This is a genomic window from Lentzea sp. NPDC003310 (assembly GCF_040610935.1).
GTDB lineage: Bacteria > Actinomycetota > Actinomycetes > Mycobacteriales > Pseudonocardiaceae > Lentzea.
Genome location: NZ_JBEXNC010000007.1, coordinates 15,938 through 40,064, shown reverse-complemented (window position 1 = coordinate 40,064; position 24,127 = coordinate 15,938). Strand labels below are relative to the sequence as shown.

Sequence of the window (24,127 nt, the reverse complement as noted above, 5' to 3'; positions counted from 1 at the left end):
GTCCCCACCCCTGACCGGATGGCTGGCCAGATGGTCTCTGACCAGCGGGAACGACAGCATGGACGTCATGAGGAAACCGAACGCGCTCGCAGCCGGGTTCTACCTGCTGACCAACCTGGTGACCGGCATCTTCTGGTTCACCCTCACGGTCGTGCTGACCGTCGTCGGCTTCGCCACCTCGATCCTGTGGGTCGGCCTGCCGATCCTGTGGGCCTCCATGTACGTCGTGCGCGGCGGCGCGACGGTGGAGCGGGCGTGGGTCCGGGCGGCGCTGGGGACGGACATCCCGCAGCCGTACCGCCCGAAGGCGGAGGGCACGCTCTGGCAGCGCTGGAAGGCCCAGTTCGCGGATCCGGCGACCTGGCGCGACTTCGGTTACCTGCTGCTGCTCCTGCCGATCGGCGTGCTGGAGTTCTCGGCGGTCCTCGCCATGTGGTCGGTGGCGGCGGCGTTCATCGCGGTGCCGTTCTGGATCGGCGAGGCACCGTTCGCGGTGGTCGTGGGCGAGTTCTGGACGATCGACTCGTTCGTGTCGGCGCTGCCGGTGTCGCTGATCGGGCTGGCGCTGATCCCGTTCGCGGCGCTCGGGACGCGCTGGCTCGGGTCGCTGCACGGCAGCTTCGCGCGCGGCATGCTCGGCCCGACGCGCGCGGACGCGCTGGCGATCGAGGCGGAGCGGCTGTCGTCGAGCCGGGCGCGCGGGGTCGAGGCGGCCGAGGCGGAGCGCCGGCGCATCGAACGCGACCTGCACGACGGCGCGCAGCAGCGGCTGGTGGCCGTGGCGATGGGGCTGGGCCGGGCGAAGTCCAAGATGGACACCGATCCCGCCGCCGCCGCGGAGCTGATCGCGGAGGCGCACGCGGACGCGAAGCTCGCCATCAAGGAGTTGCGGGACCTGGCGCGGGGCATCTACCCGTCGGTGCTGGGCGACCGCGGTCTCGACGCGGCGCTGTCCGCGCTCGCCGCGAGGGTGCCGATCGAGGTCGACCTCCAGGTCAACGTCGAGCCGCGGCCGCCGACAGCGGTGGAGAGCGCCGCGTACTTCACCGTCGGCGAGGCCCTCACGAACGTCACCAAGCACTCCAACGGCACCAAGGCGACCGTGCGGGTCAACCGGGTGGACACGGGGGTGCTGGTCGAGATCACCGACAACGGTCAGGGTGGCGCGGAGCTCAAGCCCGGCGGCGGGCTCGCCGGGCTGGCGGACCGAGCTGCCACGATCGACGGTGTCGTTGTCGTCGTCAGCCCCGCGGGTGGGCCGACTGTTGTTCGAGCGGAGTTGCCGTGCGCGTGGTGATCGCCGAGGACTCGGTGCTGTTGAGGGAGGGCGTGCAGCGGTTGCTCGCCGACGAGGGCATCGAGACCGTCGCGGCCGTGGAGAACGGCGACGGGCTGCTCGACGCCGTGACGGAGCACAAGCCGGACCTGTGCGTGGTGGACGTGCGGATGCCACCGACGTTCACAGACGAGGGCCTGCGCGCGGCCATCGAGTGCCGCCGCCGCTACCCGGGGCTGCCGGTGCTGGTGCTGTCGCAGTACGTCGAGGAGCGCTACGCCGTGGAGCTGCTCGCGGGCGGTGCGAGCGGGGTCGGCTACCTGCTCAAGGAACGGGTCGCGGACGTGAAGGAGTTCGTCGACGCGGTGCGCAGGGTCGCCGACGGCGGCACGAGCATCGACCACGAGGTGATCACGCAGCTCATGGTGCGCAGCAAGAAGAGCCCGGTCGACAAGCTGACGCCCCGCGAACGCGAGGTGCTCGGGCTGATGGCCCAGGGCCTGTCCAACACCGCCATCGCCGCCACGCTCGTCGTCTCCGACGGCGCCGTGGAGAAGCACGTCGGCAACATCTTCGCGAAGCTCGGCCTCGAACCGTCGAACTCCGAGCACCGCCGCGTGCGCGCCGTCCTCGCCTACCTGGACAGCTGAAGCAACCGGGCGCCGTTGTCGTGCAGGACCGCCTGCTCGGCCGCGGCGTCCAGGCCCCACGACCTGATGGCGTCGATCTGCACCTCGTAGGGGTACGGGATGTTCGGGAAGTCGGTGCCCAGCACGACCCGGTCCGCAAGCCCCGCGATCCGCGCTCTCCAGTCCGCGGGCAACGGCGTCATCTTCTCCGTGAACGGAACGCCCACCATCGTCGTGTCGACGTGCACGTTCCGATAGCGCTCCACGAGGTCCAACGCTCCGGAGTAGTCCGGCATCCCCGCGTGCGCGAGAACGGCCATCAGCCGTGGATGCTTCTTCAGCACCTCTTCGAAGACGCCGAGCCCGGTGAACTCACCCGGCATCGGCCCGTCGCCGCAGTGCACGACCACGGGCACGCCGGCCTCCGCGAGTTGACCCCACACACCGTCCAGCAGGGGGTCCCTCGGGTCGTACGCGCCCACCTGGACGTGCGACTTGAAGCACCGTGCACCGTTCTCCAACGCCGTGCGCACGTACGCGTCGGCAGCCGGTTCGGCGTAGAACGTGCCGGTCGAGACGGCCTCGGGCACCCGTGCCGCGAAGTCCGCCACCCAGTCGTTCAGCCACTGCGCCATGCCCGGCCGGTGCGGGTAGAGCAGCGGCGCGAACGCGGAAACGCCCAGCTCCCGCAGTGCGGTGAGCCGGGCGTTCTCGTGGGTGCGGTACCAGATGGTCCAGTCGACCCCGGCCTCGCGCACGCGGTCGAAGTAGGCCCAGACCTTGTCTAGGACGTTCTGCGGCATGAAGTGGACGTGGACGTCCACCAGTGCCATCAGTAACGGCCCTTCAACGCCCGTCCGTGCGCACGCGCGATCTCGCGGTTCGCGTCGCGCTTCGCCATGTCCTGGCGCTTGTCGTAGGACTTCTTGCCCTTCGCCAGCGCGATCTCGACCTTGACGTAGCCGTCCTTGAAGTACATCTGCAGCGGCACGAGCGACAGACCGGACTCCTTGGTCTTGCCGATCAGCCGCTCGATCTCGCTGCGGTGCAGCAGCAGCTTCCGCTTGCGCCGGACCTCGTGGTTCGTCCAGGTGCCCGCGACGTACTCCGGGATGTGCAGCGCGTGCAGCCAGATCTCGCCGTCGTCGACCTGGGCGAAGGCGTCCACCAGGGACGCCCGGCCCATGCGCAGGCTCTTCACCTCGGTGCCGACGAGCTGAATGCCCGCCTCGTAGGTGTCCAGAATGGACCAGTCGTGCCGAGCCTTGCGGTTCGACGCGATGACCTTCTGCCCGCGTTCCTTGACCATGACGACCAGTCTAAGTGCTCGGCAAAATCCTTAAAGGCGCACGTAGAGACGCAGTGTCACGTAGCCGGTCGTCGCCGAGATGACTATCGCGACGAGGAACAGCCACGGCGACACGATCAGGATGTCCAGGTAGCCGATCGGCGGGATGATGCCCGACTCGGTCAGGTTCCTGGTGATCCGGTCGAGGAAGAACGCCTTGAACAGCACCAGGCCGCCGACCGCGGTGACCGAGCCGATGATGCCCGCGACGACCGCCTCGATGAGGAACGGCAGCTGCGTGTACCAGCGGGTCGCGCCGACCAGGCGCATGATGCCGACCTCGACGCGGCGGGTGAACGCCGACACCTGGATGGTGTTCGAGATCAGCAGCAGCGCGGCGAACGCCTGGATGAGCGCGAGGATCAGGGCGACGTCGCGCATGCCGTTGAGGCCCTCGAAGAACCTCTCCAGGAACTTGCCCTGGTCGTCGACGCCCTTCACACCGGGCTTGCCCTCGAAGGCCTGCTTGATGACGTCGGTGCGCTCCGGGTCCTCGAGCTTCACGCGGAACGTGGCCGGGATGGCCTCGGGACGGGCGAGCTTGAGCAGTTCCGGCTGGGCCTCGAAGATGCGCTTGAAGCGCTCGAAGCCCTCGTCGCGGTTCTGGAACACCACGGTCTCGACACCGGACGTCTGCTCCAGCTGGGAGCGCAGACCCGCGCACGGCTGCTGGGTGCAGTCCTTGTCGTTGGCGCTGACGTCGTTGGTCAGCAGCACGGAGACCTCGAGCTTGCCCGCGTAGTTGGCCTGCATCTTGTCGACCATGCGGACGACGAGCAGGCCACCGCCGAGCAGCCCGAGCGAGATGGCGGTCGTGAGGATCATCGCGATCGTCATCGTGACGTTCCGGCGAAGTCCGGTGATGACCTCGCTGAACACGAAGCTGGTACGCATCGGGGGCGGGGTTCCTTGGGGGTCGGGGATCTAGGGACGCTTAACGGCCAACGCCGTAAACGCCGCGCGCGTCATCGCGGACGACCTTGCCGTACGAGAGCTCCACCACTCGGCGGCGCATCGAGTCGACGATGCCGTGGTCGTGCGTGGCCATGATGACGGTCGTGCCGGTGCGGTTGATCCGCTCCAGCAGCAACATGATGTCCTGGCTCGTGTCGGGGTCCAGGTTTCCGGTCGGCTCGTCGGCGATCAGCACGAGCGGGCGGTTCACGAACGCACGGGCGATCGCGACGCGCTGCTGCTCACCACCGGACAGCTCGGTCGGGAACCTGTCCTCCTTGCCGTCGAGGCCGACCAGCTGCAGCACCTCCGGCACCACCTTGACGATGGTGTTGCGGGGCTTGCCGATGACCTCGAGCGCGAAGGCGACGTTCTCCGCCACCGTCTTCGTGGGCAGAAGACGGAAGTCCTGGAACACGCAGCCGATCGACTGGCGCAGGCGGGGGACCCTGCGCCGCGACATCTTGGCGACGTCGAAGTTGGAGACGTAGACGCGCCCCCTGGTCGGCACCTCTTCGCGCAGCAGCAGGCGCAGGAACGTCGACTTGCCGGACCCGGAGGGCCCGATCAGGAAGACGAACTCGCCCTTTTCCATCTCGACGGACACGTCGTCGAGCGCGGGACGCGTGGAGGTCTTGTAGACCTTGGAAACGTGTTCGAGACGAATCACGAGGCGCGAGTCTACTCATGGCCGGGGTAAAGCCCCCGTTCCGGTTAACTTCGCGCACCGGAAGGGCGGCCCGAACCTCGACGCACCGTGTCCGACCAGGCACGACCCGTCCACGAAAAGAGCACGTCCCGCCCTCGTTCGGGCTGAACGTGCTCTTCGGCTCAGATCAGGTCCGCTACCCCTGCTGGGACTGCTTGCGCCAGCGGATGCCGGCCTCGAGGAAGTCGTCGATCTCGCCGTCGAGCACCGCGCCGGGGTTGCCGACCTCGTGCTCGGTCCGCAGGTCCTTGACCATCTGGTACGGGTGCAGCACGTAGGAGCGCATCTGGTTGCCCCAGCTCGAACCGGAGTCCTTGAGGGCGTCCATCTTCGCCTGCTCCTCCTGCCGGCGGCGCTCGAGCAGCTTCGCCTGCAGGACGTTCATGGCCGTGGCCTTGTTCTGCAGCTGCGAGCGCTCGTTCTGGCAGGACACCACGATGCCGGTCGGGATGTGCGTGAGGCGCACCGCCGAGTCCGTCGTGTTGACGCCCTGGCCACCGGGGCCGGACGAGCGGTAGACGTCGACGCGCAGGTCCTTCTCGTCGATCTCGACGTGGTCGGTCTGCTCGACGACGGGCACGACCTCGACGCCGGCGAACGACGTCTGGCGGCGGCCCTGGTTGTCGAACGGCGAGATGCGCACGAGGCGGTGGGTGCCCTGCTCGACGCTCAGCGTGCCGTAGGCGTAGGGCGCGGTGACGCGGAACGTGGCGGACTTGATGCCGGCCTCTTCCGCGTAGGAGGTGTCGAAGACCTCGACGCCGTACTGGTGGCGCTCGGCCCAGCGCGAGTACATGCGCAGCAGCATCTCGGCGAAGTCCGCGGCGTCGACGCCACCGGCCTCGGCGCGGATGGTGATGAGGGCGTTGCGCTCGTCGTACTCGCCGGACAGCAGCGTGCGGACCTCGAGCGACGCGATCTCCTCGCGCAGCTTGGCGCGGTCGCCGTCCGCCTCGGCCTGCGCGTCCGCGTCCTCGGCCTCTTCGGCGAGTTCGTAGAGCAGCGGCAGGTCGTCGAGGCGCGCGCGCAGGCCGGTGACGCGGCGGAGCTCACCCTGCTTGTGGGAGAGCTGGCTGGTGACCTTCTGCGCCTTCTCCTGGTCGTCCCAGAGGTCGGGGCGGGTCGCCTGCGCCTCCAGGTCCGCGACAGCGGCGCGCAACCCATCGAGGTCCATCACCGCCTCGATGCTCGAAAGCGTCGCGGAGAGGTCCTTGATGTCTGCTTCGACGTCCGGGTTCACGCAAAAAGATTACGCCAGCGCCGGTCGTCCGTGGCGACCGGTGCTCGCGGGCGTGCTCGGGGCGAGGAGGCCGCGGACCGGCGCCGCGCGCTTTCGACGTCCAGGCGCACATCTCCTGGGCGTCGAAGGCGACCGGCGTCAGTCCGCGGCCGTCGCGCTCACGCGGTGGGGATCGCGTCCAGCAGCTTGAGAACCGCCTTCGCGTGGGCGAGACCGAACTCGGCCACCGCCTTGGCGTAGGGGTCCTCCGCCGTCTTGGCCGCGCTCTTCGCGCTCTCCTGCTCCTGACCGTACGTGGAACGCGCGGTCGTGATCAGGGATTCGCGCTGCTTCGCGGTCAGCGAGCCGGCGTGCACCAGGCGCAGGATGAGCGGGCTGCGGAGGTGGTCCGGGCCGGGCTCGGACAGCAGCCAGTTCTTGAAGGCCTTCTTGCCCGCGGCCGTCAGCACGTACTGCTGGCTGGACCGCGGTCCCTGCTTGCCGAGGCGCAGCAGGCCCTGGTCGGCCAGCGCGGGCAGTTCGCGGTACACCTGGGAGCGGGTCACGCTGAAGAACGCGCCGAAGCGGTCTCCGGCCTCCGCCACCAACTGGCCACCGGTCTTGGGTCCGTCGTGCAGCAGCCCGAGCAGGGCGGCTGCGGTCGCATTCAGGTCTGACACACCAACAACGTTCCCACGTCCGGGGGAAGCTGTCCACAATGGTCAGCCGTTCTGTCCACAGTGGCTGATCACCGGGCTAGTCTGATGGGCCATGCGGAGCAACGAAAAGTCTCGCTGAGTAAGCGGCAGTTTTCGAGCCTCACGCGTTTGGCCTCTTGACCGTCTGTGTCCATCCCGGATGGAAAAGTCCTTTCGCAGAAACGAAAGTCCCTCGCACTCACTCGATCGGCGGTACGACTCTCACCGGCCGGAGCCACCCGAATGGACGGTCGGGCCCCGGCGTCGCACGACCTGGTGATGTCCGCGCCGACCCCTTTCCCGCGCCTGGAGTTCCGGGAAAATGATCAATGCCAGGCTGGCGTAGTTGGACGACGGAGGTCGGGGACCGTGAAGAACCTGAACTTGAAGTGGCTGGACCACAAGAAGGTGGCCGCGCACACCAGGGCGTGGGTGACGGGAGGGATCCCGGAGCAGGCCGGCAAGGACGAGTGCATGGTGTGCGGCAAGCAGATCCGCAAGCACCGCACGGTCAACGGCGAGGGCCGCATCTGCTCCAGCATGCTGTGCGCGCAGTACTGGGCGGAGAACATGACCTGAAAGACCCCACAGAGCGCGTGGCCCCGCGCCGACCGGACCCACCTGCGGGAGGCCGGGGCTCGTCCCCACGCGGAGTGGGGCGCGCAGCGACTCAATGCGAAACACGAAGAAGGCCGGAGCCTGATGGCTCCGGCCTTCTGTCTAGTAGCGGGGACAGGATTTGAACCTGCGACCTCTGGGTTATGAGCCCAGCGAGCTACCGAGCTGCTCCACCCCGCGCCGCTTCTAGCTTGTCTTGCTGTTGTAAGTAGAACTATACACGCCCCGAAAACCCCTTTTTCACCACCCCCCACTAACGATGTTTGCGCTGTTCAGAGGCCATGAATGCGCCGATCGCCCGCCGTCGTGCCGAGGAAAGGTCGGCGCCGCCGCAGTGGCGTCGGATTCAGTTGTCGAAAAGCAAGAAGCCCGGAACCTGATGGCTCCGGGCTTCTGCCTTGTAGCGGGGACAGGATTTGAACCTGCGACCTCTGGGTTATGAGCCCAGCGAGCTACCGAGCTGCTCCACCCCGCGTCGGTAATTAGAACCATACGCGGGGCGGAGCACTTAATGCAAATCGTCAGGTCAGCCCGACGGTGTGGGGCTCGGCACAACCGACGACTGGCCGGTCTGCGGCGACGACGGCGCCCCGGTGTTGTACTGCTTGAACCTCTTCGACGCCTCGTCCAGCTTGGCGTACGCCTGGCCGAGCTCGGTGAAGTTGCCGCTCGACTGCGCCCGCTTGATGTCGGCGAGCGCCGTGTCGATGTCGTTGATCGCCTTCTGCAGCTCCGGGCTCAGGTTCCCGTTGGCAGGCGGCGTCGACGGCGGTGTGGACGGGTTGCTGGTGTTGCCGTTGCCGTTGTTGTCGCTCGGCGGCGGCACGACCGCGCCGGCGCCGCTCAGCACCTGGTCCAGCGCCTCGTTCAGCGTGGACGCGTAGCCGACCCGGTCGCCGTACCAGACGAGCACCTTCGACAGCTGCGGGTACGACGTGTTGTTCGACGCCCGTTCGATGTAGACGGGTTCGACGTAGAGCAGCGCTCCGCCCAGCGGCAGGGTCAGCAGGTTGCCGTAGACGACCGTCGTCTTCTGCTGGGTCAGCAGGTTGAGCTCGCGGCTGACGTTGTCCGAGGTGAGGAACTGCGTCTGGATCTGCTGCGGGCCCTTCGCGTCCTGGCTGAGTTGCAGGACGCTGATCTTCCCGTAGTTGTCCGGGTCGGAGCCGACCGAGACGTGGGCCGCCATGAACTCCCGGTTCTCGCGGACGAGCGGGCTGGTCAGCTGGAAGCGGACCTTGCTCGGGTCGCTCGGGTCACCGGCGAGGACGTAGAACGGCGGCTGGGCGTCCCGGCGCTTGCTCGCCGCGTCGCGCTGGGCGTCGGCCGTCGTCACGTTGTCGATGGTCGGGTCCTGCGGCGGTGCCCAGTAGGCGACACCGGAGTAGAAGTCCGACGGCGACGAGACGTGGTACTTCGACAGGATCTGCCGCTGCACCTTGAACAGGTCCTCGGGGTAGCGGAAGTGCTGGCGCAGCTCGTTCGAGATCTCGCTGCCCGGCTTCACCGTGCCCGGGAAGACGCCCATCCACGCCTTGAGGACCGGGTCCTTGTCGTCGATCTGGTACAGGTTCACCGAGCCGTCGTAAGCGTCCACAGTGGCCTTGACCGAGTTGCGGATGTAGTTGACGGGCTTGTTGACCTGCGAGATGACGACACCGTCCGCGGTGAGCGAGTCGTTCGTCGCGTCACCGAGCTGGGTGCGCTGCGCGTACGGGTAGTTCTCGAGCGTGGTGTAGCCGTCGACGATCCAGGTGATGCGGCCGTTGACGACGGCCGGGTACGGGTCGCTGTCCACCGTGAGCCACGGGGCGACGGCCTGCACGCGGTCGCGCGGGGTGCGCTTGAACAGGATCTTCGATTCGTCGGCGATCGACTGGTTGAAGAGGATGTTCCGCTCGCCGTAGTACGCCGCGAAGGCCAGCTTGTTGAACAGGCTGCCGATCGGGACGCCACCGCTACCGGTGTAGGTGTAGGACTTCGCGTCGGTGTCGTACTCCGCCGCCGAGCCCGGCGGGCGGCCGCCGACGATGGAGTAGTCGTTCACGCCGAACAGCTCGCCGTAGTACGTGCGCGGCTGGTCGACCTTGATGCCCTTCGGGTCGTTGCCGACGTCGCCGTTCGACTTGACCTCACCGGTCTTGAAGTCCGGGTAGCCGCCGTTGGACTCGTCGGCGACCGCGTTCACCTTGTTCGCCTCGGCGTAGACGAAGCCGTTGCCGTGCGTGTAGATGAGGTGCTGGTTGATCCAGTCGCGCTGGCCCTGCGGCAGGCTGTCGAGCTTCAGCTCGCGGACCGCGACGATGTAGTCACGCAGCTTGCCGTCCACTGTGTACCGGTCGACGTCGAGCTTGTTCGGGAAGCCGTAGAACGGCCGCAGCTGCTGGAACTGCGTGAACGTGCGCGAGAGGACGGCGGGGTCGAGCAGGCGGATGTTGCCCAGGGTCGCCGCGTCGTTGGTCTTGATCTGGTCGTTGCTGACGTTCTGCTTGCCGTCGTACGGCTTCGTCTCGACCTTGTCGTCGGTCAGCCCGAACGACTGCCGCGTCGCCGCGATGTTGCGGGTGATCGACTCGGCTTCCTTCTGGATGGCGTTCGGCTTCACCGAGAACTGCTCCAGCACCGCGGGCCACGCGGCGCCGACGAGCACGCTCGACAGCACCAGCAGCACGGTCGCGATCGCCGGGAGCTGCACGTTGCGCATGAACGCGCCCGCGAAGAACGCGACGGCGCAGAACACGGCGATGCACAGCAGGATCAGCTTGGCCGGCAGCACCGCGTTGAGGTCGGTGTAGCTCGCGCCGACGAACTTCTCGTTCTCGTGCAGCAGCAGCGTGTACCGGTCGAAGAAGTACGCGACGGCCTTCAGCAGCACGAACGTGCCGGCGACGAGCGCCAGGTGCAGCCGCGCGGGACCCGAGAGCTGACCGCCGCGACCGGCCAGCCGGATGCCGCCGAACAGGTAGTGCGCGATCACGGCGCCGATGAAGGACACCGCGACCGTGATGAACAGCCACGACAGCACCCACTCGTAGAACGGGAGCTGGAACGCGTAGAAGCCGATGTCGTGACCGAACTGCGGGTCCGTGACGCCGAACGGCTGGGAGTTCAGGAAGAGCTGGATCTCCTGCCAGTTCGCCTGCGCCGACGCGCCCGCGATCAGCCCGACGAACACCGGGATGCCGATCGAGAACAACCGCATCCGCCGCATCACGACCGTGCGGTAGCGGGCCACCGGGTCGTCCGGCCCGGACACCGGCACGAACACCGGCCGTGCCCGGTAGGCGAGGTAGAGGTTCAGCCCGACGATGCCGCCGACGACGAGGCCGACGGCGACGAACAGCCCCAGGCGGGTGAGCAGCACCGTGCTGTAGACGTCGCGGAATTTCACCTCGCCGAACCACAGCCAGTTCACGTAGGTGTCGAGCAGCCGCGATCCCGTGATGAGACCGAACAGGAGCACAACACCGACGATGAGCAGTATCCGGCTGCGTCGGGACAGTTTCGGCAGTCCGACCGGAGGCCGTGTGGCCACGTGGCACGCTCCTGGATCGCGGTAAATCGATACGTACGTTTAGTCCAACTCTACGGACGACGCCCTGGGTTCCCGTGAAGTCCGCAGTCTTACGATGTCACGCGTGTCAGCGAGTGAAACGCCAGCGGTCATCCTGCCCACGGTCGCCCGCGAGGTTGAGCAGTTCGTAGCTTCTGGCGGCTGGGAGCAGCCGCCGCAGCTGTTCGCCCTCGTGCCCACCTCGGAGCTGCTCGCCCAGCAACCGGAGCTGGCCGACCAGCTCGACCCGGAGGCGAGCCCGTTGACCCCGATCGCCCAGGACTCCCTGGAGGGCGACCTGGGTGACGCACTCGCGGGCATCGAGTGGCCCCCGGCCGTCACGGGCTGCGCCCTGGCCCAGGAGATCGTGGTCCTGCCGCCGGAGGCGGAGACCGAGCTGAGCCACGGCGAGCTCGACGACGAGGCGGCGCGCAAGTTCGCCTCCGAGCACCCGTCGCGGCGCGAGGCCCGCCTGGTGGCCGCGGTGCTGCGCGACGGTTCCGTCTCGTGCGTGCTGCGGCTGCGCGGGACGGTCGAGGTGCCAGAGGAGGTCGTCGAGCACCCCGAGCTGGCGCCCAACCTCACCGACGCCCTGCTCGCCACGCTGCGGCCCTAGTCGTCACCCCTCCAGGCTGGCACAACCCCGGTGCGTGACCGCGCCGGGGTTGTGGAGTCGTTGCCTGATGTTCGCGGTGAGCGGACACAGGATCTCGCTGGCGGCGTTGCCCGACCGCGGCGACGACTTCGCCCGGCGGTGTGAGCGGTCCCTGCGCCAGTTCACCCACCTGGGCGGCTGGCCCGCGGCCGTCCAGGCCTGACCCCTGTCCCCGGCCCGGCGTCGGGGACCGGCGCCGTGCGGGCCGCGCTCACCCGAGAAGTCCCGCCGGCCGTCTGCTGTCAGCACCGCGGACGTCTCGATGATCACCAGCCTGCTCACGCAGGGACCTGCCCGCACCGCAAGCCCGCCGACATGGGAGCCCGCGCGCACCGGGACCTGCTGACACGGGAAGCCTGCTCGCGCCAGGAGCCCGCCCGCACCGGAGCCCGCCAGCACCAAAGCTCGCTCGCAACCGAGAGCCTGCGCGCCCTAGAGCTCGCTCACGCCGGGAGCCCGCCCACACCGGGACCTGCTCGCCCCACAGCCCGCCCACGCCGGAAGCCCGCGCGAACCCAGCCGATCTTGTCGGACCCCCTGAGTACGTTGAGATGCAGGGGTTCCCGATCCGGGGGTACCCCTGCGTCAGCTTGGGGGAGCAGACCTTGATCACCAGACCGACCGACAACGGCCGCGAGATCCCGTGGATCGACGACTGGGTCCGCCCGGTCGTCCGCCTCCACCCGACCCCGGGCCGGCCCGGCCCCACCGACAGCCACCTCGGCGGCCCGATGCTGTGGCCGCGCGACGAACCCTGGCCGACCTGCGACGGCTCGACGCACGACGGCTTCCTGCTCACCGACGAGGAGGTCCGCGGCCTCGTCACGCCGTTCGCCGGGGGCCTGCAGCTCTACCGGCGCGACTTCCCGGAGCTGCCGTTCCCCGACGGCACCGACCTCCTGCAGGTCTTCCTGTGCCTGATCGTGCACACGGACCACTACGGCCCGGACGCCCGCCTGGTGTGGCGCGCGGCCGGCGAGGTCACCGAGCCGCTGGCCGAACAGCCCGCGCCGGTGCTGACGGACCCCGTCTACGCGATCGAGCCGTGCGTGTTCGTCCCCTGCCGCCGCCAGGAGTACCCGATGTACTCCGAGCTGCCGTTCGAGCTGTTGGACGAGCTCGAGTTCACCAAGGAGCCGGACTTCCGCGGCGGCAGCGTCGACTGCTGGCCCGGCATCGGCGACTACTCGAAGATCGGCGGCTGGACCCGGTGGTACAGCAGCGACGGGGGCTGGGAGGCGTGCCCCGACTGCGGGACCAAGCGCGTTCAACTGCTCGCGCTGACGTCGAACGAGAACGAGTGCGACCACGACGTGGGCGAGCGACCGCAGTTGAGCTTCGACGGCAGGGACTCCGCGGTGAACGTCTTCGTGTGCCCGGCGGACGCCCGTCACGCCCTCTTGGTGGAGGTGCAGTGAGCGAAGGGCTCGCCCGGCCGGGCGAGCCCTCGGCCTCAGCAGCCCGGGGTGTCCTTGCCGGCGTTGAGCGCCTCCAGCGAGGACACCGCGTCGGACAGGTTCTGGACCTTGATCAGCCGGAGGCCCTCCGGGGCCTGCTGCTTCGCGTCCGTGCAGTTGTCGGCGGGCACGAGGAACGCCTCGGCGCCCGCCTCCTTCGCCGCGACCATCTTGAACGCGATGCCGCCGATCGGCTTCACGGTGCCGTCGCCGGTGATCTCGCCGGTGCCCGCGATGGCCTTGCCGCCGTTGAGCTCGCCCGGCGTCAGCTTGTCGACGATCGCCAGCGCGAAGATCAGGCCGGCCGAGGGGCCGCCGACGTCCGACAGGCTGATCTTGATCTTGAACGGCACGTCGGCGCGGTCGACCGGCGAGATGCCGATGAAGCCCGCCGGGCGGCCGTCGTCGCGGGTGCCGAGGGTGAGCTGGGTCGACTGTGACGTGCCGTCCTTCTCGAACGCCACCTCGATGCGGTCGCCCGGCTTGGTGTTCTCGAGCGCGGCGCTCACGTCGGCGGCGCTCTGCACCTGCTTGCCGTTGACCGAGATGATCCGGGCGCCGAGCGGGATGACGTTCTCGGCGGGGCTGCCCTTGGTGACCTGGTTCGCGATCACCATGCCCGGATACTTCAGGTAGTGCAGCGCGGCGACCTCGGCCGAGGTCTGCGACTCGCTGAACGCGCGCTCGTTGTTCTCCTGGACCTGCTGCTCGGACTCGCCGGGCTTGAAGAACTCCTCGCGCGGCGCGAGCGCGTAGCGGCCGGACAGCCACAGGCCCAGTGCGCCGAAGAGCGACACGTCGTCGGTGAGCGAGACCGTCGTCATGCGCAGGGTGCCCTTGGTGGGGAACGTGTCCTGGCCGTCGACCGCGACCACGTCGGTGTCCTTGACCTGGCCGAGCACGTCGTAGGTCGGGCCGGGGCCCAGCGCGACGTACGGGACTCTGGCGAAACCGCCGAGCAGTCCGAGTGCCGCCACCACCAGGAAGCTGACGATCAGCGTCCAGGTCCGGCGCGTCAGTCCGCGTTCCCTCGGCGGGGGCGCGGGCGGGGGTGCGGTCGTGACGGTTTCACTCACGGCTGAACAGCGTACGACCATGTCTATCCGCGTACGGTAGAGGCATGAGTGACGTGCCGTTCGGGTTCAGCCCGCACGACCCCGACGACAAGAGCGGGAAGCCGGGAGACAACCCGTTCGACTTCAGCCAGTTGGGCAACATGCTGAGCCAGCTCGGCTCGATGTTGAGCAACGCGGGGTCTTCGAGCGGGCCGGTGAACTACGACCTCGCCAAGCAGATCGCGTTCCAGCAGCTGTCCTCGAAGGCGACCACGATCGGGTTCGCCTCCGACCAGTCGAGCGCGGTCACCGACGCCGTGCACCTGGCCGAGATGTGGCTCGACCCGGTCACGTCATTGCCGGCCGGCAGCCGCACGACCCAGGCGTGGACCGCGCGCGACTGGATCGAGCGCACCATCCCCACGTGGCAGCGCCTGTGCGACCCGGTCGCCCAGCGCATGTCCGGCGCGTGGGTCGAGGCGATGCCCGCCGAGGCGAAGCAGGCAGCGGGCCCGCTGCTCGCGATGCTCGGCCAGATGGGCGGCATGGCGTTCGGCTCGCAGCTGGGCAACGCGCTGGCGCAGCTCGGCTCGGAGGTGCTGACCTCGACCGACGTCGGCCTGCCGCTCGGTCCCGAGGGCACCGCGGCACTGCTGCCCGCGAACATCGAGAAGTTCACCGAGGGCCTGGAGCGCCCGGCGTCCGAGGTCATGGTCTTCCTCGCCGCCCGCGAGGCCGCCCACCAGCGCCTCTTCACGCACGTGCCGTGGCTGCGCCCGCGCCTGCTCGACACCGTCGAGGCGTTCGCCAAGGGCATCAAGGTCGACACCTCGGCCCTGGAGCAGCTCGCGGGCCAGATCGACCCGTCGAACCCCGCCTCGATCGAGGAGGCCATGGGCTCGGGCCTGCTCGAGCCGCAGACCACCCCGGAGCAGAAGGCGGCGCTGGAGCGCCTGGAGACGCTGCTCGCGCTCGTCGAGGGCTGGGTGGACGTCGTGGTCGACGCCGCCGTGTCCGAGCGTCTGCCCGGCTCCGCGGCCCTGCGCGAGACCCTGCGCCGCCGCCGCGCGTCCGGCGGGCCGGCCGAGCAGACGTTCGCGACGCTCGTGGGCCTCGAGCTGCGCCCGCGCAAGCTCCGCGCGGCCTCGGCCCTGTGGAAGCTGATCGGCGACCAGCACGGCGTCGAGGTGCGCGACGGCGTGTGGGAGCACGCCGAACTCGTCCCGACCGCCGAGGACCTGGACGACCCGCTGGAGTTCGCCGAGCGCCTGACGAGCACCCGCAAGGCGCTGGAGGACCCGATCGCCGAGCTGGAGCGCACCATGCGCGAGAGCGAGGGCAAGGCCGGCGACGAGCCCGAAAGCGGTAAGCCCGAGGACGGCGGCAAGCCCGAAGGGGCCTGACCAGCCGCTCGAACGACGCGCCCGGCGAGGAACCTCCTCGCCGGGCGCGCTTCGTTTCCGAAACCCGGCGAGCACACCCCCACCGAGCACGATCCGCGTCCTGAACCCGGCAAGCACACGCCCGCCAGGCACCATCCGTTCCGAACCCGGCGAGCACGCCTCGCCGAGCACCGTCCGTCCCGAAACCCGGCGAGCACACCCCCGCCGAGCGCCATCCATCTCGAAGCCCGGCGAGCACCCCGCCGAGCCGTTGCTCAGTCCTCCGTGATCCCCCAGCCTGCGGCGGCCGAGAGACCCTCCAGATAACCCATGGCCCGCTCGGTCTTCGGGTAGCGGTGGACCCACTCCCAGAAGTCCTTGCCGTGCCCTGGCACGAGCAGGTGCGCGAGCTCGTGCACCAGCACGTAGTCGAGCACCCACGGCGGTACGTCGCGCAGCCGTTCGGACACGCGGATCGTGCCCTCCGTCGGCGTGCAGGACGCCCACCGCGTGCGCATGGGCGGCACCCAGCGCACGCTCACCGGCTCGGCCAGCGAGTCCAGGTAGCGCGCCGACAGCTCGGCGCACCGGGCCATCAACGCCTCGTCCGACGAACGCGCAGGGGACTTCCTGCGCGTCTCGCTGCGCTGGAGGCGGCTCAACATCTCCGCCACCCAGTGCTTCTCTTCCCCCTTGGTCATCCGTGCCGGTAGGAGGACGACGACGGTGTCGCCCTCCCGGTACGCGCTGACCATGCGGCGGCGCCGGGGGCTCCGCCGCACCTCCACCCGCGGTTCGGCCATGCAGTCACCGTAAACGTCGCCACCGACAATTTTCCGCCCCCAACCGGCGGCAGGCGCGCACCCGGCGGGTGAAGTTCCACCGAACGGCGGCTGGACACGCGCGAAAACGACATGCGCGGTTTCCCGCCCTCGCGGAGGTACCGTCGCGCCAAGGTCCCCGAGTGTGTCCGCACTCACAACTGCAAGGGAGGGGCTGTGGCCGAGTCCTACAACGGCTACTGCGTCAAGTGCCGGGAGAAGCGCGACTTCGACGGCACGGTCGAAGAGACCAATGGCCGGCGCATGGCGAAGGGCACCTGCCCTGTCTGCGGTACGAAGATGACGCGGATCCTCGGCAAGGCCAAGGTCTGACGTTCGCGCTGGCAGGGGGCCTCGCCCCCTGCCAGTCTCTACCGTCGTGGACACCAGACCCCGTGTGCGTGCAGGACTGGCCGTGGTGCGCAGAGCCCCCGGCGTCGTCCAGGTCGGCATCGACCCGAAGCACGCCGTCGTGATCGACTCGCTGCCCGACGCGCTGGTCGACGAACTGATCACCCTGGACGGCCGGCACACCGTCGCCGAACTGGGTGAAAGGCTGAAGAACCGCGGCGGGGACCCCACCCAGCTGGGTGAAGTTCTCGCTTCGCTCGACGAGGCAGGTCTGCTCGACGACGGCCCCGCGGCGAGGGGTGGGACGGCCGCGGTCCACGGGTCCGGGCACCTTGCACTTTCAATTACTTCGCTTCTAGCGGAATCGAGCGTCCAGCTCGCCCACAACGCGGACCTGACCGTGCTGGCGGCGACGCTCGTCCCCGATCCGAACCTCGTGAGCACGCTGATGGCGTTCCGCACGCCGCATCTGGCCGTGCGCGTCCGTGAGGGCGTGGGCATCGTGGGGCCGCTTGTCCTACCTGGTCGTTCGTCGTGCTTGAACTGCGCGGACCTGCACCGCACCGACCAGGACCCGGCGTGGCCGGCCATCGCGGCCCAACTCGTCGGCCGCCCCGCCTCGACGGACGTACTGTTCGCGTCGGGCACGGCGGCGCTGGCCGTGGCGCAGATCCTGGAGTCGCTCGGGCACGTCCGCGGCCGCGACCTCGCACCTCCGCCCGTGCTGAACGCCACTCTCGAGCTCGACCTGGTGACCGGCGTTGCTGAGAGGCGAAGCTGGTATCCGCACCCTGACTGTCAGTGCTCCGCACATAACATGGCCGAGTGACCGAGATTCCGCGCAAGGCCGTGCAGCGCACCGCCAAGCTGGCGAGCCTCCCGCTCGGGGTGGCCGGCCGGGTTGTCGGCGGCTGGGGGAAGCGACTGACCGGACGCGCGGCCGACGAGGTCAACGCCGAGGTGACGGCCAAGACGGCGGAGCAGGTCTTCGCGGTGCTCGGCCAGCTCAAGGGCGGCGCCATGAAGTTCGGCCAGGCGCTCAGCGTGTTCGAGGCGGCCGTGCCGGACGAGCTGGCGGCCCCGTACCGCGAGGCCCTGACGAAGCTGCAGACCGCGGCCCCGCCGATGCCCGCCCGCACCACGCACCGGGTGCTCGCCGAGCAGCTGGGGGCGTCCTGGACGAAGCGCTTCCAGTCGTTCGACGACGAGCCGGCCGCGTCGGCGTCCATCGGCCAGGTGCACCGCGCGGTGTGGCACGACGGCCGCGACGTGGCGGTGAAGGTCCAGTACCCCGGCGCCGACGAGGCCCTGCGCGCCGACCTGAAGCAGCTGCTGCGGTTCTCGCGCCTGCTGCAGGCGATCATGCCGGGCGCCGAGGTGCGGCCGCTGCTGGAGGAGCTGCGCGACCGGTACCTGGAGGAGCTCGACTACCGCGACGAGGCCGCGAACCAGCGCGCGTTCGCGAAGGCCTTCGAGAACGACCCGCACGTCGTGGTCCCCCGCGTCATCGCCTCGGCCCCGAAGGTCATGGTGACCGAGTGGACCTCCGGCGTGGGCCTGTCGAAGATCATCCGGGACGGCTCCGCCGAGGACCGCGACCAGGCCGGACAGCTGCTCGCCGAGTTCCACTTCTCAGCCCCGTCCCGCTCGGGCCTGCTGCACGCGGACCCGCACCCCGGCAACTTCATGCTGGGCGACGACGGCCGCCTGCGCGTGATCGACTTCGGCGCCGTGGCCCGCCTGCCCGACGGCCTGCCGAAGACACTGGGCCTGATGACCCGCCTGGCACTGGACGGCCGTTCCGCGGACCTGGTCGAGCTGCTCCGCACCGAGAACTTCATCCGCGAGGGCATGGAGCTGCACGGCGAGGACGTCCTCGGCTACCTGGCCCCGTTCGTCGAGCCGCTGCGCACCGAGTCGTTCCACTTCACCCGCCGCTGGCTGCAGTCGCAGGCGGAACGGGTGGGCGACCTGCGCAGCCCGGACTCGCAAACGGGCCGTTCCCTGAACCTGCCGCCGCAATACCTGCTGATCCACCGCGTGACATTGGGCGCCACCGGCATTCTGTGCCAACTCGACGCCCACGTGACGGCGCGGGAAATCGTCGCGCGCTGGCAGCCGGGATTCGACGACTAACTCGTCCGAGTGAACCCGGGCCGAGTTGTCCACAACCTGGCCCACACCCCACATCGCGGGCTCCCCGATCCCCCACGATGTATCCATGACCACCATCGCCACCACCGCTGAGCTGCGCAAATCCGGCCTCTCACCGAGGCAGATCCACCACCGCTGCACCCCGGCGGGCACCTGGCAACGCCTGCTGCCGGGTGTAGTCCTGACCACGCCGTCCCCACCCACGCGCCTCGACCGCCTGCGCGCGGTGCTTTCCTTCGCCGGGCCTGGTTCGGCGATAACCGGAGCCGACGCTCTGGTGCGAATGGGCGCCGCGGTCCCTCTTTCCCGGCACATTCACGTGCTGGCAGGAGAGAACACGCGAAGAGCCCATCCGTGGATTCTTCTGGAACGCACCACCCGCCCACCCGACGTGGTCGAACGCCACGGTCTGCGGCTGGCGGGCCCAGCCCGCGCGACCCTGGACCTGGCCCGCCGCGAACTGAACCCCCGCGCCGTGGCCGAGATCGTCGACGCCGTGCTGGAGGCGGGCCTGTGCACGCCGGCCGAGCTGTCCGCCGAGTTGCGCGCGGGCTGTCGCCGCGGAACAGCCCTGGTCAGACAGGCCCTACTGCACCTGCACCCGGTCTGACCGCCACGGCGCGACGTCACGTCTGAGGGCACCGCGAACCCGAGCGGCTACGTGAGCCGCGCCATCCCAGCCGGGCGCCTGAACCCGGGCGGTGCCCTCACCCCTCGCACCGTCCTCGATGAACGGCACTCACCCTGTGCCTCGTCGGTTCAGCACGACAGATCCGCACCCACTCATCGGCGCGCTCGCGTTGGGCACCGCTCACCCTCTGCGGTCCCACATCGCTCACGCCATCTCACCCAGAGGCGACGTCGGGCGAGCCGAAGCCGCTGGTCGGCGTGTCCTGACGCACCAGCCTCGTCACGCCACCTCGCACCGCCCTCGAGGCGAGCTCACCGCCAGTACTCGTCCGGCAGCTTCCCCTCGATGTCCCGCACGTGGGTCTTCGAGCACACCTGACACAACCACCGGAGCCCGCCCCCGGCCCGCTCCGAAGACCAGGCCAAGAACTCCAGGTCGGAAACGGAGGACCGCACGCGCCCACATCTGTGGCAGGCAGCCACCGCCTCACCAGCCACCGGTCCACCGCTCACCGGCGCCGCCCGACGTGCACGGTGTCCGTCTCCAGCAGGAACACGTCCTCCCGGGCACCGACGTACTCCGAGTCGGACGGGTTGAGGAGCCGGCGCAGCGCGTCGCGGTCCGCCGGGTGCAGCCGGGAGCCGGTGACCTCGGTGAGCCAGGTCAGGCGGTCCACCGCCCAGTCGCGGACCAGCTGCTTGGCCGGTGCCGGGTGGTCGACGACGAAGCTGAACGCGCTGATCTCGCCCAGGCCGGCGTCGGCCAGGGCGACGTTCCAGCCGACCGGCAGCCGGACCGAGCCGGTCATGTTCTCCCGCATCGAGACGAACCACTCGGCGCGGGCGGCCGCCATGCGATCGGCGAGGCCGGGTTCGCCCACGCCGAGGTCCCACGGGAGGAAGCGGGTCTCGAGGCCGCCTTCCGCCAGGGCCAGCCAGCCGCCGGGAGCGAGTGCCGAGACCAGGCGGCGGACGCCGCGCAGTTGATCGGGGAGGTGGTGGACGACTCGGGAGCCCCAGATGAGCTCGACCGGGCCGGCGAACGACAGCGGGTCCTCGGCGGCGAGGTCTGCCAGGACCGGTTTGACCTGCACCACGCCGTCCGCCTCCAGGCGGGCGGCGGCGCAGGCCGCGTCCAGCAGTTCGGGGGTGGCGTCGACCAGGACGAGGACGCCGCCGCCGTGCTCGCGCAGCGCCGCGACGAGCGGCACGCTCATCGCGCCGGCGCCGCAGCCGACGTCCATCACGACCGGTGAGTCGGGGAGCGGCTCGACCAGTCTGCGTGCGACGGAGGTCAGCGCCTCCTGCTGCAGCGAGCCGTAGCGCCTCATCGCGTGGAGGCGGGCTGACCAGTCGATTCCGTCGTGAGTGTGGTGCGGCACAAAGGGAACGGTACGGAGGAACGGCCGAGGCCGCCATCCACCTTCTCGTGGATGACGGCCTCAGCTCGTCACTGTCAGAGGTCGAAGCGAGCCGCTCTGCGTCCCGCCCATCGCGACAACCTGCGCCAACGTTGCGCTGACGCGAGGCGGTTCGCCAGGCGTTGCTCTTCAGCGAACCTCTGGGCTTCTTGTATTCGTATTCGCACGAGTTCTTCGTTCAGAGACATGGGAGTCAGGCCCTCGTTCAGGTAGGCGGGCATTGCGCTGTGGTTGAGCTGCACGGTGTTCACGCCGCCGACTCCGTCCTGCTGGCCGGAACAACTGCCGCGTCCTTGCGCGGACGGCCACGCGGCCGCTTCCGCGCGATGACGACACCGCGCTCGAAGATCTCTCCACCCCAGACGCCCCACGGCTCGTGACGAGCGATCGCGCCGGCGAGGCACTCCGCGAGCACCGGGCAGGTGCCGCAGAAGGACTTCGCCTTCTCCAGGTCGGCAGGAGCGTCGGCGAACCAGAGGTCGGGGTTGTGGGTGCGGCAGGGGATGTCGAGTCCCTCCGCGAGGTCCGGAAGTGCCTCGCCCGTGAGCGGGACAGTTGCCGTCAACATCAGGGTTTTCTCCTTGTGTGGGGTACTGCAAAAACACGAAGGCCGCGGACTCTGTGCGAGTCCGCGGCCTTCGTGAGCCTGGTGGTCCTTCGACCCCCTTATGGGGTCGGCAGGAGCCTTCTCACTTGATGCGCGGACAGCGCATTCGTGTAGTTGTGGACGCCATCGATCACCGGCAGCGCGACGATCGGCTGCTCGCTGCGCAGATCGGTGCCGCGCAGTCCGGTGGCCCGCTCGCGGGCCTGCAGTGCCATCGGCTTCAGGGCAGATTCCTGCCACAAGGCCTGGGCGTTGGCAGACGCGCAGAAGCCCTCGGACACGGGGAGGCCGAGCGCGCGCGAAGTCATGGTGAGCTTCACAACGGCCACCTCCTCCATAGAGAGCTCTGCTGCTGAGAGCGAGAGCGAGTAGTAGTAGTTCTTCTTCCCCAGACGGGTCCTCCGGACCCGGCATGAGCAGGTTATGACCCCGTACCTGGGGCTCGCAACCTATTTAACGAAACTTGTCCCGATCAGGTGGCGGAGTACCCGACACCGGCTCGGACCAGGCCCAACACGTCGTCGCCGAACTTATCAAGCTTCGCGGCGCCGATGCCCGAGATCGCGACGAGTCCGGCCGAATCCGTGGGTCGCTGCTCCGCGATCGCCATCAGCGTCGCGTCGGTGAACACGACGTACGCGGGCACCTTGAGCTCCCGGGCACGTCCTGCCCGCCACTGGCGCAGCGACTCCAGCAGCTCCTCGTCCACATCGGACGGACAGGACCTGCATCGGCCGAGCTTGACGGCCTGCGCCTCGACCAGCGTCGACGCGCACACCCGGCAGGTCGGCTTCTCCTTCTTCATGAGAGGAGGTCGCTGCGCACCGGCGGATACACGCGCGGCGGGGTGGTTCTCGGGCACGAGGCTGTAGAGGAACCGCGAACGGCGCCGGTACTTGCGTCCACCGGCGGCACGGGCCAGCGCCCACGACAACCAGATGTGCTCACGCGCACGCGTCACACCCACGTACAGAAGGCGGCGTTCTTCTTCGACCTTCGCCTCGTCGCCGTCGGCGTACTGGATCGGCATCGTGCCCTCGACGAGCCCGACGAGGAACACGGCGTCCCACTCGAGCCCCTTCGACGCGTGCAGCGACGCGAGCGTCACGCCCTCGACGGTCGGCGGGTGCTGCGCCTCGGCGCGCAGGTCGAGTTCGACGCAGAACCGCGGCAGGTCGGCCTCGGGAGACGAGACGGCGAACTCCTCCGCGAGCTCCACGAGCGCGAGCAACGACTCCCAGCGCTCGCGCGCGCTGCCACCGGTCGGCGGTTCGTCGGTCAGCCCGACGCGGCCGAGCACCGAGCGGACGACCTCCGGCAGGCTCCCCCGCACGTCGCCCGCCGAGCGCAGCGTGATCATCGCCTGCCGCACCTCGGCGCGCTCGAAGAAGCGCTCGCCGCCGCGCACCAGGTACGGGATGCCGAGCGAGGCGAGCGCCTGCTCGTACACCTCGGACTGGGCGTTGACGCGGTAGAGGATCGCGATCTCGGACGCCGCGACGCCCTCGTCGAGCAACGTCTTGACGCGGCCCGCGACGGCGTCGGCCTCGCTCGGCTCGTCGTCGAACTCGTGGAACCGCGGCTTCGGCCCGTCCGGGCGCTGTCCGATGAGCTGCAGCCGTGAGCCGGCGGGACGGCCGCGCGCCCACTTGATCACGTCGTTGGCCAGCTCCACGACCTGCGGCGTCGACCGGTAGTCGCGCTCGAGCCGCACGACGACCGCCTCGGGGAACCGCCGGCCGAAGTTCAGCAGCGGCTGCGGCGAGGCGCCCGCGAACGAGTAGATGGTCTGGTTCGCGTCGCCGACCACCGTCAGGTCGTCCCGCGCGCCCAGCCACGAGTCGAGCACGCGCTGCTGCAGCGGCGTCACGTCCTGGTACTCGTCCACGACGAAGCAGCGGTAGCGGTCGCGGAACTCCTGCGCGACCTCGGCGTTGTCCTCCAGCGCGCCCGCCGTGTAGAGCAGCAGGTCGTCGAAGTCGAGCAGCTGCGCCTCGTTCTTGAGCTGCTCGTAGGTCGTGTAGAGCTTCAGGATCTGCTCGGCGGGCGCCGGGATGTCCCTGGCTGCGCGCGCGGCGGCGGCCGGGTAGTCCTCCGGCGCCAGCAGCGACGCCTTGGCCCACTCGATCTCGCTGGTGAGGTCGCGCAGCGCGTCGGGCTCGGTCGGCATGCCCAGCCGGGACGCGGCGCGGGCGACGACGCGGATCTTCTGGTCGACGAGGTCCCAGCGCGGACCGCCGATGACACGCGGCCAGAAGTAGCGCAGCTGGCGCGAGGCGGCGGCGTGGAACGTCACGGCCTGTGCGCCGTGCACGTCCAGAGAGCGCAAACGTGTGCGCATCTCGCCGGCAGCGCGTTTGGTGAACGTGACCGCGAGGACCTGCGACGGAGCGACGTGGCCACGTTGGCACAGGTAGGCGATGCGGTGCGTGATGGTGCGCGTCTTGCCGGTGCCGGCGCCCGCGAGCACGCACACGGGGCCGCGCGGAGCCTCGACCGCTGCACGCTGTTCCGGATCGAGACCCTCCAGCAACGCGTCCATAGCCAGGCAGTCTCGCAGACGGCCGATGCAACACCGAGACCAGCGCGC

The 24,127-nt window shown here is 69.4% G+C and carries 25 protein-coding genes and 2 tRNA genes; 10 read left to right on the top strand and 17 right to left on the bottom strand.

Annotated features, from left to right (window positions below):
• The first annotated feature begins 67 nt into the window (after positions 1-67).
• Positions 68-1,297 (top strand): sensor domain-containing protein, encoded by a 1,230-nt coding sequence (locus ABZX02_RS15265; RefSeq protein WP_355298502.1) that lies wholly within the window; start codon positions 68-70, stop codon positions 1,295-1,297.
• Complete coding sequence (locus ABZX02_RS15260; protein ID WP_355298500.1) at positions 1,285-1,926, top strand: response regulator transcription factor; 642 nt, start codon at positions 1,285-1,287, stop codon at positions 1,924-1,926. The genes ABZX02_RS15265 and ABZX02_RS15260 overlap by 13 nt, the downstream gene beginning before the upstream one ends.
• Here the strand turns inward: ABZX02_RS15260 and ABZX02_RS15255 are convergent.
• The 6 genes from ABZX02_RS15255 to ABZX02_RS15230 all read right to left on the bottom strand — a co-directional run bounded on the left by ABZX02_RS15255 (position 1,911) and on the right by ABZX02_RS15230 (position 6,815).
• On the bottom strand, positions 1,911-2,738 hold the full coding sequence (locus ABZX02_RS15255; RefSeq protein ID WP_355298498.1) for an amidohydrolase family protein: 828 nt from the start codon (positions 2,736-2,738) through the stop codon (positions 1,911-1,913). The genes ABZX02_RS15260 and ABZX02_RS15255 overlap by 16 nt on opposite strands.
• Positions 2,738-3,214: an SsrA-binding protein SmpB gene (gene smpB / locus ABZX02_RS15250; RefSeq protein ID WP_355298496.1), complete on the bottom strand. Its 477-nt coding sequence runs from the start codon at positions 3,212-3,214 to the stop codon at positions 2,738-2,740. Before smpB ends, ABZX02_RS15255 begins: the two co-directional genes overlap by 1 nt.
• A gap of 30 nt (positions 3,215-3,244) precedes the next feature.
• On the bottom strand, positions 3,245-4,147 hold the full coding sequence (gene ftsX, locus ABZX02_RS15245; protein WP_355298494.1) for a permease-like cell division protein FtsX: 903 nt from the start codon (positions 4,145-4,147) through the stop codon (positions 3,245-3,247).
• Positions 4,148-4,187: 40 nt separating this feature from the next.
• A complete protein-coding gene (gene ftsE / locus ABZX02_RS15240; RefSeq protein ID WP_030470385.1) occupies positions 4,188-4,877 on the bottom strand; it encodes a cell division ATP-binding protein FtsE in 690 nt (229 codons plus the stop codon).
• A 175-nt stretch (positions 4,878-5,052) separates the two neighbouring features.
• Positions 5,053-6,156, bottom strand: a complete 1,104-nt coding sequence (gene prfB, locus ABZX02_RS15235) for a peptide chain release factor 2 (RefSeq protein ID WP_355298491.1) — start codon at positions 6,154-6,156, stop codon at positions 5,053-5,055.
• Positions 6,157-6,314: 158 nt separating this feature from the next.
• On the bottom strand, positions 6,315-6,815 hold the full coding sequence (locus ABZX02_RS15230) for a helix-turn-helix transcriptional regulator (protein ID WP_030470382.1): 501 nt from the start codon (positions 6,813-6,815) through the stop codon (positions 6,315-6,317).
• A gap of 387 nt (positions 6,816-7,202) precedes the next feature.
• On the opposite strand from ABZX02_RS15230, the gene ABZX02_RS15225 reads away from it, so the two are divergent.
• Positions 7,203-7,412: a hypothetical protein gene (locus ABZX02_RS15225; protein ID WP_089922009.1), complete on the top strand. Its 210-nt coding sequence runs from the start codon at positions 7,203-7,205 to the stop codon at positions 7,410-7,412.
• 145 nt (positions 7,413-7,557) lie between these two features.
• On the opposite strand, the gene ABZX02_RS15220 is transcribed toward ABZX02_RS15225, so the two are convergent.
• The 3 genes from ABZX02_RS15220 to ABZX02_RS15210 form a co-directional block, all read right to left on the bottom strand.
• Positions 7,558-7,631 (bottom strand) — tRNA-Met (locus ABZX02_RS15220).
• Positions 7,632-7,852: 221 nt separating this feature from the next.
• A tRNA-Met gene (locus ABZX02_RS15215) sits at positions 7,853-7,926 on the bottom strand.
• A gap of 51 nt (positions 7,927-7,977) precedes the next feature.
• Positions 7,978-10,986 carry a UPF0182 family protein gene (locus ABZX02_RS15210; RefSeq protein ID WP_355298489.1) on the bottom strand — a complete coding sequence of 1,003 codons (3,009 nt, stop codon included), beginning with the start codon at positions 10,984-10,986 and terminating at the stop codon, positions 7,978-7,980.
• Positions 10,987-11,080: 94 nt separating this feature from the next.
• Here ABZX02_RS15210 and ABZX02_RS15205 point away from each other — a divergent pair, with 94 nt between their 5' ends.
• On the top strand, positions 11,081-11,620 hold the full coding sequence (locus tag ABZX02_RS15205; protein WP_355298487.1) for a PPA1309 family protein: 540 nt from the start codon (positions 11,081-11,083) through the stop codon (positions 11,618-11,620).
• Between the two features lie 3 nt (positions 11,621-11,623).
• Here the strand turns inward: ABZX02_RS15205 and ABZX02_RS15200 are convergent, their stop codons facing one another.
• Entirely contained in the window at positions 11,624-11,941 is a 318-nt protein-coding gene (locus ABZX02_RS15200; protein ID WP_355298485.1) for a hypothetical protein, read from the bottom strand.
• 323 nt (positions 11,942-12,264) lie between these two features.
• On the opposite strand from ABZX02_RS15200, the gene ABZX02_RS15195 reads away from it, so the two are divergent.
• Positions 12,265-13,077, top strand: a complete 813-nt coding sequence (locus tag ABZX02_RS15195) for a hypothetical protein (protein ID WP_355298483.1) — start codon at positions 12,265-12,267, stop codon at positions 13,075-13,077.
• A gap of 35 nt (positions 13,078-13,112) precedes the next feature.
• On the opposite strand, the gene ABZX02_RS15190 is transcribed toward ABZX02_RS15195, so the two are convergent.
• Complete coding sequence (locus ABZX02_RS15190) at positions 13,113-14,192, bottom strand: PDZ domain-containing protein (RefSeq protein ID WP_355298481.1); 1,080 nt, start codon at positions 14,190-14,192, stop codon at positions 13,113-13,115.
• A gap of 44 nt (positions 14,193-14,236) precedes the next feature.
• Here ABZX02_RS15190 and ABZX02_RS15185 point away from each other — a divergent pair, with 44 nt between their 5' ends.
• On the top strand, positions 14,237-15,574 hold the full coding sequence (locus ABZX02_RS15185; protein WP_355298480.1) for a zinc-dependent metalloprotease: 1,338 nt from the start codon (positions 14,237-14,239) through the stop codon (positions 15,572-15,574).
• A 254-nt stretch (positions 15,575-15,828) separates the two neighbouring features.
• Here the strand turns inward: ABZX02_RS15185 and ABZX02_RS15180 are convergent, their stop codons facing one another.
• On the bottom strand, positions 15,829-16,356 hold the full coding sequence (locus ABZX02_RS15180) for a M48 family metallopeptidase (protein ID WP_355298478.1): 528 nt from the start codon (positions 16,354-16,356) through the stop codon (positions 15,829-15,831).
• A 195-nt stretch (positions 16,357-16,551) separates the two neighbouring features.
• Between ABZX02_RS15180 and ABZX02_RS15175 the strand changes: the two genes are divergently transcribed.
• From ABZX02_RS15175 to ABZX02_RS15160, 4 genes are all read left to right on the top strand, one after another.
• Positions 16,552-16,707, top strand: a complete 156-nt coding sequence (locus tag ABZX02_RS15175; protein ID WP_355298477.1) for a DUF5679 domain-containing protein — start codon at positions 16,552-16,554, stop codon at positions 16,705-16,707.
• Positions 16,708-16,753: 46 nt separating this feature from the next.
• Positions 16,754-17,554 carry a hypothetical protein gene (locus ABZX02_RS15170; RefSeq protein WP_355298476.1) on the top strand — a complete coding sequence of 267 codons (801 nt, stop codon included), beginning with the start codon at positions 16,754-16,756 and terminating at the stop codon, positions 17,552-17,554.
• Complete coding sequence (locus tag ABZX02_RS15165) at positions 17,551-18,861, top strand: AarF/ABC1/UbiB kinase family protein (RefSeq protein ID WP_355298474.1); 1,311 nt, start codon at positions 17,551-17,553, stop codon at positions 18,859-18,861. Before ABZX02_RS15170 ends, ABZX02_RS15165 begins: the two co-directional genes overlap by 4 nt.
• A gap of 85 nt (positions 18,862-18,946) precedes the next feature.
• Positions 18,947-19,489: a hypothetical protein gene (locus ABZX02_RS15160; RefSeq protein ID WP_355298472.1), complete on the top strand. Its 543-nt coding sequence runs from the start codon at positions 18,947-18,949 to the stop codon at positions 19,487-19,489.
• A gap of 332 nt (positions 19,490-19,821) precedes the next feature.
• Here the strand turns inward: ABZX02_RS15160 and ABZX02_RS15155 are convergent, their stop codons facing one another.
• From ABZX02_RS15155 to ABZX02_RS15135, 5 genes are all read right to left on the bottom strand, one after another.
• The gene (locus tag ABZX02_RS15155; protein WP_355298470.1) at positions 19,822-19,965 is read right to left on the bottom strand and encodes a hypothetical protein; all 144 of its coding nucleotides are present in this window, start codon (positions 19,963-19,965) and stop codon (positions 19,822-19,824) included.
• A 53-nt stretch (positions 19,966-20,018) separates the two neighbouring features.
• On the bottom strand, positions 20,019-20,891 hold the full coding sequence (locus ABZX02_RS15150; RefSeq protein ID WP_355298468.1) for a methyltransferase: 873 nt from the start codon (positions 20,889-20,891) through the stop codon (positions 20,019-20,021).
• Positions 20,892-21,177: 286 nt separating this feature from the next.
• Complete coding sequence (locus ABZX02_RS15145) at positions 21,178-21,498, bottom strand: WhiB family transcriptional regulator (RefSeq protein WP_089921809.1); 321 nt, start codon at positions 21,496-21,498, stop codon at positions 21,178-21,180.
• Positions 21,499-21,596: 98 nt separating this feature from the next.
• Positions 21,597-21,857 carry a hypothetical protein gene (locus ABZX02_RS15140; protein WP_355298466.1) on the bottom strand — a complete coding sequence of 87 codons (261 nt, stop codon included), beginning with the start codon at positions 21,855-21,857 and terminating at the stop codon, positions 21,597-21,599.
• Positions 21,858-22,009: 152 nt separating this feature from the next.
• Positions 22,010-24,079 carry an ATP-dependent DNA helicase UvrD2 gene (locus ABZX02_RS15135; RefSeq protein ID WP_355298465.1) on the bottom strand — a complete coding sequence of 690 codons (2,070 nt, stop codon included), beginning with the start codon at positions 24,077-24,079 and terminating at the stop codon, positions 22,010-22,012.
• Between the last annotated feature and the right edge of the window lie 48 nt (positions 24,080-24,127).

What these genes read in the sequence shown, in the direction of transcription:
- ABZX02_RS15145 (WP_089921809.1), bottom strand. Translation starts at nt 21,498, where the DNA reads ATGTTGACGGCAACTGTCCCGCTCACGGGCGAGGCACTTCCGGACCTC.
- ABZX02_RS15205 (WP_355298487.1), top strand. Translation starts at nt 11,081, where the DNA reads ATGTCACGCGTGTCAGCGAGTGAAACGCCAGCGGTCATCCTGCCCACG.
- ABZX02_RS15265 (WP_355298502.1), top strand. Translation starts at nt 68, where the DNA reads ATGAGGAAACCGAACGCGCTCGCAGCCGGGTTCTACCTGCTGACCAAC.
- ABZX02_RS15180 (WP_355298478.1), bottom strand. Translation starts at nt 16,356, where the DNA reads ATGGCCGAACCGCGGGTGGAGGTGCGGCGGAGCCCCCGGCGCCGCCGC.
- ABZX02_RS15255 (WP_355298498.1), bottom strand. Translation starts at nt 2,738, where the DNA reads ATGGCACTGGTGGACGTCCACGTCCACTTCATGCCGCAGAACGTCCTA.
- ABZX02_RS15160 (WP_355298472.1), top strand. Translation starts at nt 18,947, where the DNA reads ATGACCACCATCGCCACCACCGCTGAGCTGCGCAAATCCGGCCTCTCA.
- ABZX02_RS15185 (WP_355298480.1), top strand. Translation starts at nt 14,237, where the DNA reads ATGAGTGACGTGCCGTTCGGGTTCAGCCCGCACGACCCCGACGACAAG.
- ftsX (WP_355298494.1), bottom strand. Translation starts at nt 4,147, where the DNA reads ATGCGTACCAGCTTCGTGTTCAGCGAGGTCATCACCGGACTTCGCCGG.
- ABZX02_RS15135 (WP_355298465.1), bottom strand. Translation starts at nt 24,079, where the DNA reads ATGGACGCGTTGCTGGAGGGTCTCGATCCGGAACAGCGTGCAGCGGTC.
- smpB (WP_355298496.1), bottom strand. Translation starts at nt 3,214, where the DNA reads ATGGTCAAGGAACGCGGGCAGAAGGTCATCGCGTCGAACCGCAAGGCT.